Raw genomic sequence first — 12,508 nt, 5'->3', positions numbered from 1 at the left:
AGATTGTTTTCGTCAATAGCATTAAAGCGACGTTGTCCACGGTTGAAATCTACGATTGCAGCGCTGGCAAAATCTTTGAAAGTTTATCCAACGTTTCTTGATACTCAGAGGCGCAATCGCTATCTGCCACGACGCCGCCGCCAGCCCAAGCGTAAAGTTTGTTTTTTTCCGCTACAAGAGTTCGGATAGTAATGCTGGTGTCCATACGACCATGGCGTGAAATATAGCCAATACTGCCGCAATACGCGCTGCGTCGATGCGGCTCCAGTTCTTCAATGATCTGCATTGCGCGAACTTTAGGTGCTCCCGTGATTGAACCACCTGGAAAACACGCTCGCAGCAAATCCGCAGGAGCGTATTGTTCATCCAAATTTGCACGAATGGTGCTCACCAAATGATGCACGGCAGGGAAGCTTTCAATATCGAACAACTTTGGCACGTGAACGCTACCCGGTGATGCAACCCGACCAATATCATTACGCAGCAAATCGACAATCATCAGGTTTTCTGCCTGATCTTTTTCCGCTGTCTGCAAGTCATGGGCATTAGCGTTATCTTTCTTTGGATCTTCGCTGCGTGGGCGAGTACCTTTGATTGGTTTTGTTTCAATGACGCGATCTTTGAGCTCTAAAAAGCGCTCTGGAGAGATACTCAAAATCGAAGACTCAGGCATACGGATAAAAGCGGAAAATGGCGCTTGGTTGGCGGACTCTAATTTTAGATACGCTTGCCACTCACTGCCTTGATACGGTGCGTTAAAGCGTTGCGCCAAATTGATCTGATAACAGTCACCGCTCAACAAGTATTCTTGCACCTTGTCAAAGCGAGTGGCGTAGCTCTCTTTTGTCATGTTTGACTGCCAAGCACCAGACAAAGCGAAGTCAACGGTTTGTTCTGCTTTTTGCTCGTTTAACCATTGCCAAGCTTGCTCGATGTTCTGACCGACTAAGCATGCTTTTTTAAGCTTGTGGTCAACAACGACGGCCCATTCATACAGACCTACCGCCATATCCGGCGTGTTGAGATCTTTTTCTGCCACTTCTGGCATCGTTTCTACGCGGCGACCTAAATCGTAACTGAAGTAACCTAGCGCACCGCCGACAAAAGGCAAATCCAATTCTTTATTTAACTCTACGTGAGGAAGCCACTGTTCTTGCATCTGATGAAGCAGCGCAAATGGGTCATCTTGAGTTGAATAGGCATTCGATGGCGTTTCAACTTGTGTGTTGTCGGCAGTGGTTTCTAACGTTGCAATTGGGTTGGCAACCAATACATCGAAGCGGCTATCGATATGCGTTTTTGATGCAGAACGCAGCAACATCGCCCAAGGCTGGTGTTGAATGCGAGAAAAAAGGTGAAGAGCAAACTCTGGTGCGTATTCCAACGCTTTAAAATCAATGAATTGATTGTCCATGTTGTTCATTTGTGTAATTTGTGACAAAGAGATCGTTCACTGCATGGCATGTCATGGGCAGCAAGAGTATCATATTCCTCTGTGTAGCCAAACTCCCTCTATTCATAGGGTTTTGAGATGGTTTACAAGTAGGCAACTTCAGCATTTCGTGTGTCGATATCAGCCGTTCGACAATTGTTTATAAAAAACGAAGCTCAAAAGAGCAATAAGCTTAACAAACACGATTGAAGCCAAGCCAATAATGGAAGCATAACTATAACGAGGCATGTAATGACGGTAATACGCAAGCAGGATGTGATCAGCAGTGTCGCTGATGCGCTACAGTATATTTCTTACTACCACCCGCTAGACTTTGTTCAAGCTCTTGAAAAAGCCTATCACCGCGAAGAGAGTCAAGCCGCGAAAGACGCGATTGCTCAGATCCTAATTAACTCCCGAATGTCCGCAGAAGGTCACCGTCCAATTTGTCAGGATACTGGTATTGTGACGTGTTTCGTCAACATCGGTATGGGCGTGCAATGGGATTCGACCGACATGACGGTTCAGCAGATGGTAGATGAAGGTGTTCGACAAGCGTACACGAACCCTGATAACCCGTTGCGTGCGTCAGTACTTATGGACCCTGCTGGTAAACGTATTAATACCAAAGACAACACGCCTGCCGTCGTACATATCAACATGGTTCCGGGCGATAAAGTTGAAATTCAGATCGCTGCGAAGGGCGGCGGTAGCGAAAACAAAACTAAGATGGTGATGCTAAACCCATCTGACGATATTGCTGAGTGGGTAGAAAAAACGCTACCAACAATGGGGGCGGGCTGGTGTCCTCCTGGCATGCTTGGCATTGGTATCGGCGGTACGGCTGAAAAAGCAGCGGTATTGGCAAAAGAATCTCTAATGGAACACATCGATATTCAAGAGCTTATTGACCGTGGCCCACAAAACGCAGAAGAAGAGCTTCGTTTGGATATCTTCAATCGCGTGAACAAACTTGGTATCGGTGCGCAAGGTCTTGGCGGTTTGACGACTGTTGTCGACGTTAAAATCAAAACTGCGCCAACGCACGCGGCTTCTAAGCCTGTTTGTTTGATCCCGAACTGTGCGGCGACTCGTCACGTGCACTTCACGCTTGATGGTAGCGGCCCAGCAGAGCTAACACCACCTAAACTAGAAGATTGGCCAGACATCACTTGGGAAGCGGGCGAAAATACGCGTCGCGTAAACTTAGATACAATTACTAAAGAAGAAGTACAAGAGTGGAAGACAGGCGAAACGGTTCTTCTATCAGGTAAAATTCTGACTGGTCGTGATGCTGCGCATAAACGTATTCAAGGCATGCTAGATAATGGCGAAGGTCTGCCTGAAGGTGTAGATCTAAACGGTAAGTTCATTTACTACGTAGGCCCTGTTGATGCAGTTGGTGATGAAGTCGTTGGTCCTGCTGGCCCAACAACATCAACGCGTATGGATAAATTCACCGATATGATGCTAGAAAAAACAGGCATCATGGGCATGATCGGTAAAGCTGAGCGTGGCCCTGCAACGGTTGAATCTATCAAGAATCACAAAGCGGTTTACCTAATGGCTGTCGGTGGCGCTGCGTACTTGGTGGCGAAAGCGATCAAGAAAGCTCGCGTTGTCGCATTTGAAGATTTAGGTATGGAAGCGATTTACGAATTTGAAGTTGAAGATATGCCAGTAACAGTGGCTGTCGACTCAAATGGTGTTAACGCGCACCAAATTGGTCCAGACACTTGGAAAGTGAAAATTCAAGAGATGGAAGCATAAGGCAAAGGGCAATCTTGCTGCGTCTCAGTAGAGAGAATGTGACAAGGTGCTGATTTACCTAGCAAACAATTGACAAAAGTGCAGCGAAACCTGCACTTTTTGTCTATATAATTAAGGATATAAACCTTTAGGCATAGCAATCAAACGTTATGCGAACAATAATTAGGAGACGGCATGCCTCGTTTTATTCAGATTCTACAAATTATTCTTGCTGTAGTGATAGGTGGCTTTGTTGGCTATGACTTGATTCTTCACGGTATCAGCATCTTTGATGAAAAGTACGTGACCATCACATGTGTGTTGTGGCTGATTTTAGAAATCGCTCTATTTGTTATCTATAAGTTGATCGAAGACGACTAGGCTTAAAGAAAGCGGGTTCCTGTTTAACATAGTAATCAGCGCATATAGAGTAACTAATGCTGTAGATTAAGTAAGCCTCTGAACCACTCAGGGGCTTTTCTTTTTTGATACAGCATTAAGCCGGATGTTTTGTTCATCTTTTATTAAGGTATATAAAGTTAAACTCATAGAATTCGGGATAGAACAGTATTCATAGCTCGAAATTCGAAGTCGCTGACAACGTTGTTTTAAAGTGGAGTAAGATAAAGAAGCGTAATGAAGAGAATAAAGAAAGAAGTTAATGACTTTATCAACAGAGGTATGGACTCTAATGTTCGAATTGCTGTCACCGGACTTTCTCGTGCCGGTAAGACGGCATTCATCACGTCATTAGTGAATCAGCTTCTTCATACTGCAACCCATGACAATTTGCCTCTTTTGACTGCGGCTAGAGATAAGCGCCTTATTGGAGCGAAGCGTGAGCCTCAATCGAATATGATGGTGCCACGCTTTGCTTACGATGAGGCGATGAGCCAAATTCATGCCACTCCACCTCAGTGGCCAGTACCGACACGTGATGTGAGTGAGATTCGCTTAGCGCTCAAGTACAAACCAAATAAAACTACGAAAAAGCTGTTGAGTAAAACCGCAATTTTAAATGTTGATATTATCGACTATCCAGGAGAGTGGTTGCTCGACCTGCCTTTATTGGACATGGACTTTGCAACGTGGTCGCAAACTCAGTTTGATGCACTTAAAGGCCAGCGTGGCGATTTAGCCAAAGCTTGGCTTTCTGAACTGGAGAAAGTGGATCTCTTTGCAGAAGTGAATGAGAAACTACTTGAGAAAGTTGCACACACATACACAGAGTACCTTCATTCTTGTAAAGACTCTGGCCTTCATTGGGTTCAGCCTGGCCGCTTTGTATTACCTGGTGAGCTAGCAGGCGCGCCGGTGCTACAGTTTTTTCCGTGTCGTGCTGATTCGGAAAGCAAAGCGCCCAAGGGCAGTAACTTAGCGATGCTAGAAGCCCGTTTTCAGGAATACCAACAGAAAGTAGTGAAAGCGTTTTATAAGCATCATTTTGCGACCTTCGATCGCCAGATTGTACTGGTGGATTGTTTGCAGCCTCTCAATGCCGGTGATGAAGCGTTTTACGACATGCGCCAAGCGCTAGAACAGATCATGCATAGCTTCCGCTATGGTCGTAGTAGCTTTTTGCGTCGTTTGTTCTCACCAAAAATCGACAAAGTGTTGTTTGCTGCTACAAAAGCGGATCATATCACGCCCGATCAGCACCCAAATTTGGTGTCTCTGCTCCAACAAATGGTGCATCCAGCATGGCAAACGGCAGCCTACGAGAATATTGAGATGAGCTGCATGAGTATCGCTTCCATCCAAGCAACCACGACGGGGTTTATTTCCTCTGGAGATAAGACCATCCCGGCGTTACAAGGAACAACATTGGGTGGTGAGCCGATGACTATGTTTCCCGGAGAGGTGCCGAAAAAGCTACCAAATGCAGCTTATTGGCAAAACAACGGGTTTGATTTTACGTCGTTTCGTCCGATGCCCTCACCGAATGATGAGCCAGTGAAGCACATACGCTTAGACAAAGCACTGGATTACCTGATTGGAGATAAATTGAAATGAGTGAGTTGAAGCAAAAACAAGTTTTCTCTGAAAAGGTAATGGAAAAAGATCAGCAATCGAATCAACCGGAGTTGACGGCGCAGCAAACATTCGGCGAAAAAGAAACATTTGTACCTGTTGAAGTTAAAGAAGCGCACCAGGAGACCGAACAGGAATTGCAACTCGAGCATGTCATTCGTCCAAAATCGGGCAGAAAATGGCTCGCGACTGGCGCATTTGCAACTTTTGCTGGTCTGGTTGGCTGGCAAGCGGTGGACTCGGTTATAACCGCAATTCAGGCTTCTGATTGGCTAGCCTTAAGCTGGACGGGGTTTATTGCTGCGATCGCTTCGCTTGGTTTAGGAGCTATGGGTAAAGAGCTTTGGAAACTGCGAAAACTACGAAATCATTTTAGTGTTCAAGAAGAAGCAGAAGCACTTGTTAATAGTGAGAGCGTTGGGAAAGGGAAAGCCTTTTGCGAAACCGTAGCAGAACAAAGTGGTGTGATGGCAGAGAATCCGGGCTTTGATCGTTGGCAGAACAGTATTAACCCTGCTCATAGTGACGCTGAAATTCTTGATATGTATGACTCGATGGTGGTGAGCCAACAAGACAAGTTGGCAACGAAAATCGTATCACAGCACGCAACCGAGTGTGCGGCCCTAGTCGCCGTGAGCCCTCTGGCTGCCGCTGATATGTTGCTGGTGGCTTGGCGAAATTTCAAAATGATCGACAACCTCTCCAAAGTATATGGGGTAGAGCTAGGTTATGCCTCTCGCATCAAGTTACTAAGAGCGGTATTTGTCAATATGGCGGCGGCTGGAGCCAGTGAGCTCGCTATTGATGCCAGTATGGATTTGATGTCGATGGATCTTGCTGGCAAAGTTTCTGCTCGTGCAGGGCAGGGACTAGGTGTTGGTATTCTAACGGCACGTTTGGGCTTGAAAGCGATGACCTTATTGCGTCCACTACCCTGGTATCCTGACCGTCAGGTTAAGTTGGGCACCATACGCAAGGCAGTGGCGGCGAAAGTTGCATCAATTACGATGAAACCGTAACGAATATCAACTTTGATGGATAGGATTGCTTGACGCCATTCCAAGCATGATAGAAACTACTGTCAACTTTTCCTGACAGTTGTGAATTGGGATATTTTAAGTGCGTCTTGAAGTCTTATGTGAAGATCGACTCGGCTTGACCCGAGAACTGCTCGATATTTTAGCGTCTAAAAGCATCGACTTGCGTGGTATCGAAATCGATATTAGCGGTATTATCTATTTGAATTGCCCGGATATTGATTTTGATACGTTTAGTGAGCTGATGGCTGAAATCCGCCGTATTCCGGGGGTGAAAGACGTACGTAAAATCCAGTTTATGCCGATGGAGCGCCACAATACGGAGCTGCTCTCGTTAGTTGATAACTTGCCCGATCCGGTTTTTGCCATTGATCTTAAAGGTGCCGTAGACATGGCAAACATGTCTGCACTTTCATTGCTTGGCCTTCACAAGCAAGAAGTGATTGGTACTCAAATCGGTGCTTTGTTACCAAGTGTTCGTTTCTCTCGTTGGTCTGAAGGTGTTAATGGTCGAACGCGGGAAAACCTTGTGATTGATGGCTTGGACTATGTTCTAGAGTTGATGCCCGTTTATATCCGAGACGAAGCGCAAAACTCGACTCTAGCGAGTACTCTAATGACGATTCGCTCTAGTCAGCAAGTTGCCAGAATTGAAGAAGCACTACCGCTGCATAATCCTCTGGGTTTTGAGCACTTTGTTGGTATATCGAACCGTCATAAAGCACTAATGAACCAAGCTAAGAAGCTGTCTGTGCTTGACCAACCATTGTTGATTGAGGGCGAAACGGGGACTGGTAAAGAAATGCTTGCTAAAGCTTGCCACAGCCGTTCTAGCCGCGCGAGCAAGCCATTCCTAGTTTTGAGTTGTGCTTCTATGCCTGACGATGTAGCAGAAACCGAACTTTTTGGTCATGCGCCGGGTTCATTCAATCATGAACAAGGCCACAAAGGCATCTTTGAGCAAGCAAATGGCGGCACGGTATTTCTTGATGAAATCGGTGAAATGAGTTCGCACCTTCAAATCAAGCTGTTACGTTTTCTACAGGATGGTAATTTCCGTCGTGTCGGTGCAGAAGATGAGATGCATGTCGATGTTCGTATCATCGCTTCAACAAAACATAACCTTGCCGAGCTTTCTGAAGCAGGAATGTTCCGTGAAGATTTGTATTATCGTCTCAACGTACTTACGCTCAGCATTCCTCCGTTACGTAAGCGCTCAAACGACGTTGCACCATTGCTTGAGTTGTTTGTGGCGAAACATGCTCAACAGCTTGGGATTGATAAGCCAGAGTTTGATGATGGTCTAGTTGATGCCCTTGCAAATTATCAGTGGCCAGGAAACATGCGCCAGCTGGATAACATGGTTCTTCGAGCGCTCACGGAAATGGATGGTGATATACTAAACGCGGATCACTTCAATTTACCTCAGCCTCAGTCAGTCGGCGCTGGTAGTGCAACGCTTAACATCGACGGTTCTTTGGATGAGATCATGCGTGATTATGAATCTCAAGTTCTGGAACGTTTGTATCAGTCATTCCCATCAAGCCGCAAGCTTGCTAAGCGCTTGAATGTATCGCATACCTCAATCGCTAATAAACTGCGTGATTACGGTATACGTAAGAATTAATCGAATTGAACGAAAAGACGGAATTAATCATTTGTAATGGAAGATAACAGCTCATCTATCGCCGTTCATAAGTTGGACGGTGACTTGCTTCTTCGTACCGCTGAAATCGGTGACGCAGATATGATTGCCGAATATTTTCAAGCCAACCGAGAATACCTGAAACCGTTTGAACCGAAACGTGAAGAGGCTTTTTTCTCAGTGAACGGTTGGTTGCAAAAGCTTATCAAGCTCAATGAGCTGCATCGAATGGGATTGGGGTATTATTGCCTTTTAGTCAGAGCCTCTTCGGGTGAAATGCTAGGTACGATATCCTTTAGTAGTTTGAGTCGTTTTCCTTTTTATTCTTGTAACGTCGGATATTCTCTCGCTGAAAAAGCGCAAGGGCATGGTTATATGCGTCGTGGATTAACCATGGCTTGCGACTACATGTTTAACGTTCAGAAACTGCATCGTATTCAAGCTGGCTACATGCCTCACAATAAACGCAGTGAAGCTGTGCTAGAGCATGTAGGTTTCAACCGAGAAGGGTATGCAAAAGATTACCTTTTGATTAATGGTGAGTGGCAAGACCACGTTCTAACGTCGCTTATTAATCCGAATTGGCAGCCAGAAGGGCGATAGTATGGAACGATTGGAAAAGCAGTTAGCACTTGTAATCGAGCTCGATAAACTCAAAAGCATTTTGCGCCGAACTCGAGTTAAAAGTGCTGAAGGGCGCCTCGAAAATAGTGGTGAGCATAGTTGGCATGTCGCACTGATGGCAATATTGATGGAAGAGCATGCGAATGCACCTGTTGATATTTGCCGAGTGATGAAAATGTTATTGATACATGACGTAGTAGAGATCGACGCGGGCGATACCTTTGTTTATGATACTGCTGCGTCTCAAGAGCAAGCAGAAAAAGAAATTAGAGCTGCAGAGCGCTTGTTTGGTATGTTACCCAGCGATCAGGAGCAAGAGCTATTGGCGCTTTGGCATGAATTTGAAGCCGCGCAGACCGATGATGCTGAGTATGCAAAAGCACTCGATCGATTAATTCCAATGCTCTTGAACTACCATAATAATGGTCAGAGTTGGAAGGAACATGGTGTCTCACGCGAACAAGCACTTACCATTAATAAACGAATTGAATTTGGCTCTGTTACCTTATGGGACAAAGCGAAAGAGTTGATTGAAGAAGCCACAGAGAAAGGTTGGCTGAAATCGTAATAAAGGAGACTGAATGTCTTATTTGCCTTTGGATGAATACCAAAGAAAATGGATTTTTACGCATCAGTCGATGCCTATGCCAGAAGAAGATTTGGCTTTTATTAAGCCGATGAGCCAAGCCCGTTCAGCACAATTTTGGAAAGAAAATATCAGTGCTCAAAGCCCTGATATGGATAGACTTAGTTCCCAAGACTGGCCAATGAATGAGGCGAATTGGTCTGAAACTGTGGATTGGATGGCTGCCTGGGAGTCGGATGATCCTGACATGCTAGCGGAAGTTGAGGCACATATCGATTGGCAAGACGATGTGACCGTTTACTTTTGCTACGAGAAGTACAATGTCATCGAAACGAAATGGTCTATTTTTAAAAAGCACTGGAAGAACTTTCTCTTTTATGACGATGGTCCGATACTAATAGGACGTCGCCGTTCACAAGCACTTTGGTTTGATTCAAAAGGCAATGTGAAACTCGGTGTTCGTCAATAACGAGTTATAAAGCAAAGCCACCTTTCGAGGTGGCTTTGTTTTTCTAAAGGCTGGATAATGGACTCAACACACCGCCAGCCCCGCGCTCGATAACGTGAGTATAGATTTGCGTGGTTTTTACATCAGTATGCCCTAATTGTTCCTGAACAGTTCTAATGTCTGCGCCAGATTCCAATAAGTGCGTGGCAAAACTGTGTCTTAGTGTGTGGCAAGTTACAGTTTTCTCAATGCTTGCGTCGCTTGCCGCGCGCTTTACTGCTCTTTGTATTGCGCTTTCATTGATATGATGCCTTCTCAATTCACCAGTATCTCGATCTGCGCTTAACTTTGTTGATGGAAACAAAAAGTGCCAGTTAAAATCTAGCTCCGCTTTTGGGTATTTACGTCGTAAACCTTCAGAGATGTATACGCCCGCATAACCAGGCATGTGTCTATCTTTAAAGTAATAGTTTCTTGCTAAATTAACTTGAGCTTTAAGTGGTTCATGCAGTTCTTTGGCTAATGTGACTGTACGATTTTTACCTCCTTTTCCTTGCCAAACGCGAACTGCACCATAATCATAATCGATGTCTTGAACTCGTAAGCGTAAACATTCCATCACTCGAAGCCCTGAGCCGTAAAGCAGCTGAATATGGAGTCTATACCTCGGGTCGATATGCTGAACGAATCTTCGGATCTCCTCCCTGGTTAACACAACGGGAAGTTTCTTTTCGGTCAAGGATTTCTGAAATCTCATATCAAGTGATAGTGGGGTTTTGAAATAATCACGATATAAAAATGATATTGAGTTCAGCGCCAAAGCTTGCGTTTTTACCGCAACTTTTTCTTCTACCGCTAAGTAACTCAGAAATTGAATGACATCATCTTCTGCTAGTGTTGATGGGTGTGCAAGCTGGTGAAAAGTGATAAAGCGTTTTATCCAAAATAGATAACTTTCGATAGTTTTATTCGCATAATGACGAGTAAGCATGTGCTCTTTTACACTAAGTAAAAACTGACTTTTCATGATAAATTAACCTGTTTATTTATACAGATCCGTTAATGTATCACCACTTTTGAAATTAGCGTGCTGTGCGCCGCCTAATTGCGCGCGCTACCACACATATTCATACTGTTTTTCTATTTGTTTCATATATATAAGTGCTACGATTGATAGCGCTTTTGATAAGAAAGAAGGCGATAGTCTGCCAGAAAAACGGCAAATCGCCGTATAGAAAGCGTTATAGCGCAGGGAGCGACTGTACTATTTGCTAGCTCTGTTGTCGCAGAGCTAGCAGAAGTTTAAAGTGTTAGTTGCTTCAGCACTTCAGGTAGTACTGAAGTGCAAGTTGCAGCTAAGCCAAATAGCTTGATTGGCTCTTTTCTTAGCTTTACTGTAATGAATACCAATAGAGATAAAAGTACTGCAAGTGTTAGTAAGCAAGCTAAGTTACTTATATACAAAGTCATAGGTCACTCCAATGCTAGGAGTATTAGCACTTTGTGTATGTTAATAAGTCAACAACACAAAGACTCTAACACTACCGTTTGAGTTCTGGTTTTTTGTGACTTCATCAATTCACTTTGCATCAAGTTTTCTTCTTACAAAACAATTCACTATCAGCTTCAAGATGTCATACAACGTGCAATGTATAGGTGTATTGTATTGCTGTCAATGACTCCCATGTGTTTAAATTGAAAGGGTATACAAAGCTCACAAAACCCATACGGATGTTGCGAAAAGCGCTATAACAAAGCATTTAAGAGTGATTCCTAACGCTTGGCATTTTTCATTCCATCGTTGAGTCTTGTGTTTACGGTGGTATGGTCGGGTTTCGTGGTCGCGTTACTCACACCTTAATGCGGCGTTAGGCTACAGCCAGTCGCTATAAAATGGAGATGGAAATGGAAAACCTGAATACCGTAGAAATAAAGTCATTCGTTCCTGCTAAAGACTTTGGACGCTCTAAGCGCTTTTATCAGACAATGGGTTTTGAAATGGCATCTGAGTTTGACGGAATCGCATATTTCAAATCAGGCTCCTGTTCTTTCTTGCTTCAAGACTTTTACGAACCTGCTCACAGCAACAACTTTATGATGCATCTCTTAGTTGAAGATGCTCAAAGTTGGTATGCACATGTTTTAAAACTCAATCTAGACAAAGAGTTTGGTGTAAAGGTCACAGAGCTTATTGAGCAGCCGTGGGGAATGCTCGAGTTTTGTTTAACAGATCCGAGTGGTGTGTTGTGGCGCATAGGAGAAAATCAGTAGCCTAACAAAGCGTTTAAGACAGATTCGCAACGCTCGGCATTTGTAGTTTGAATCAAGTATAGTGTTTACGGTGGTATGGTTAGGTTTCGTGGTTGCGTTGCTCACTACTTAACGCGGCGTTATATCCTAGGAGCAAATAATGCAGAAACAAAGAGTTAGTGCTCTAATGGTTAATCGTCAGAACGCAGAGATCATCCTCATCAAGCGCTTTAAAGAGGGACGTGATTATTGGGTTTTCCCCGGTGGTGGTGTTGAGCCAGAAGAGCGACTTGAGCAAGCAATCGTACGAGAAGTTTTTGAAGAAACCAGTTTGCGAATTGACAACTACCAAGAAATTTTTTCAGTCGTTAACCGCGGACGAGAGGAGCATTTTTTTCTCGTAAATGTTCAGCTTTTTGAGCCTAGGCTGTCAGCACATAGCCCAGAGCGTGCTATTCAAAGTAGTACTAACCGGTATGAACTTACTTGGGTAAAATTCAATGATCTCAGCAAGTTAAATCTTGTGCCTGTTGAAGCCAAGGAAATACTAAGTTCACTGGTATCTCAAGCACGGATATAACAAACAATTTAAGAGGGATTCCCAACGCTTGGCATTTTTGCTTCTACTTCAATTTTAGTGTTTATGACACAATGCTTTAGGTTTGGGTGGTAGCGTTGCTCACCCCTTAATTGGGCGTTAGGCTTC

The 12,508-nt window shown here is 44.3% G+C and carries 13 protein-coding genes; 10 read left to right on the top strand and 3 right to left on the bottom strand.

Features of this window, described 5'->3' with window-relative positions:
- Positions 1–49: 49 nt before the first annotated feature.
- Positions 50–1,414 (bottom strand): aminodeoxychorismate synthase component I, encoded by a 1,365-nt coding sequence (gene pabB, locus H9L11_RS00635; RefSeq protein WP_042522775.1) that lies wholly within the window; start codon positions 1,412–1,414, stop codon positions 50–52.
- A 270-nt stretch (positions 1,415–1,684) separates the two neighbouring features.
- Here pabB and H9L11_RS00630 point away from each other — a divergent pair, with 270 nt between their 5' ends.
- The 8 genes from H9L11_RS00630 to H9L11_RS00595 all read left to right on the top strand — a co-directional run bounded on the left by H9L11_RS00630 (position 1,685) and on the right by H9L11_RS00595 (position 9,573).
- On the top strand, positions 1,685–3,202 hold the full coding sequence (locus tag H9L11_RS00630) for a fumarate hydratase (RefSeq protein ID WP_005376905.1): 1,518 nt from the start codon (positions 1,685–1,687) through the stop codon (positions 3,200–3,202).
- Positions 3,203–3,376: 174 nt separating this feature from the next.
- Positions 3,377–3,562 (top strand): hypothetical protein, encoded by a 186-nt coding sequence (locus tag H9L11_RS00625; RefSeq protein WP_005376906.1) that lies wholly within the window; start codon positions 3,377–3,379, stop codon positions 3,560–3,562.
- 255 nt (positions 3,563–3,817) lie between these two features.
- Positions 3,818–5,194 carry a YcjX family protein gene (locus tag H9L11_RS00620; RefSeq protein WP_005376907.1) on the top strand — a complete coding sequence of 459 codons (1,377 nt, stop codon included), beginning with the start codon at positions 3,818–3,820 and terminating at the stop codon, positions 5,192–5,194.
- Entirely contained in the window at positions 5,191–6,231 is a 1,041-nt protein-coding gene (locus H9L11_RS00615) for a TIGR01620 family protein (RefSeq protein ID WP_017636096.1), read from the top strand. The genes H9L11_RS00620 and H9L11_RS00615 overlap by 4 nt, the downstream gene beginning before the upstream one ends.
- 100 nt (positions 6,232–6,331) lie before the next feature.
- Positions 6,332–7,876 carry a transcriptional regulator TyrR gene (gene tyrR, locus H9L11_RS00610; RefSeq protein WP_017820442.1) on the top strand — a complete coding sequence of 515 codons (1,545 nt, stop codon included), beginning with the start codon at positions 6,332–6,334 and terminating at the stop codon, positions 7,874–7,876.
- A 36-nt stretch (positions 7,877–7,912) separates the two neighbouring features.
- Complete coding sequence (gene rimJ, locus H9L11_RS00605; RefSeq protein WP_005376916.1) at positions 7,913–8,497, top strand: ribosomal protein S5-alanine N-acetyltransferase; 585 nt, start codon at positions 7,913–7,915, stop codon at positions 8,495–8,497.
- 1 nt (position 8,498) lies between these two features.
- Positions 8,499–9,086 carry an HD domain-containing protein gene (locus H9L11_RS00600; RefSeq protein ID WP_205390921.1) on the top strand — a complete coding sequence of 196 codons (588 nt, stop codon included), beginning with the start codon at positions 8,499–8,501 and terminating at the stop codon, positions 9,084–9,086.
- A gap of 13 nt (positions 9,087–9,099) precedes the next feature.
- Positions 9,100–9,573: a DUF2947 domain-containing protein gene (locus tag H9L11_RS00595; RefSeq protein WP_033905624.1), complete on the top strand. Its 474-nt coding sequence runs from the start codon at positions 9,100–9,102 to the stop codon at positions 9,571–9,573.
- Between the two features lie 43 nt (positions 9,574–9,616).
- Here H9L11_RS00595 and H9L11_RS00590 read toward each other — a convergent pair whose 3' ends face one another.
- Entirely contained in the window at positions 9,617–10,579 is a 963-nt protein-coding gene (locus H9L11_RS00590; protein ID WP_017636093.1) for an integron integrase, read from the bottom strand.
- Between the two features lie 275 nt (positions 10,580–10,854).
- Positions 10,855–11,022 carry a hypothetical protein gene (locus tag H9L11_RS00585; protein ID WP_205390920.1) on the bottom strand — a complete coding sequence of 56 codons (168 nt, stop codon included), beginning with the start codon at positions 11,020–11,022 and terminating at the stop codon, positions 10,855–10,857.
- A gap of 435 nt (positions 11,023–11,457) precedes the next feature.
- Here H9L11_RS00585 and H9L11_RS00580 point away from each other — a divergent pair, with 435 nt between their 5' ends.
- Positions 11,458–11,823, top strand: coding sequence for a VOC family protein (locus H9L11_RS00580; RefSeq protein WP_205390919.1), 366 nt, complete (start codon positions 11,458–11,460; stop codon positions 11,821–11,823).
- A 139-nt stretch (positions 11,824–11,962) separates the two neighbouring features.
- A complete protein-coding gene (locus H9L11_RS00575; RefSeq protein WP_205390918.1) occupies positions 11,963–12,382 on the top strand; it encodes an NUDIX domain-containing protein in 420 nt (139 codons plus the stop codon).
- Positions 12,383–12,508 lie beyond the last annotated feature (126 nt).

Source organism: Vibrio sp. sp1, from assembly GCF_016920955.1.
GTDB classification, from domain to species: domain Bacteria; phylum Pseudomonadota; class Gammaproteobacteria; order Enterobacterales; family Vibrionaceae; genus Vibrio; species Vibrio alginolyticus.
This window is presented reverse-complemented; position numbering and strand designations above follow the sequence as displayed.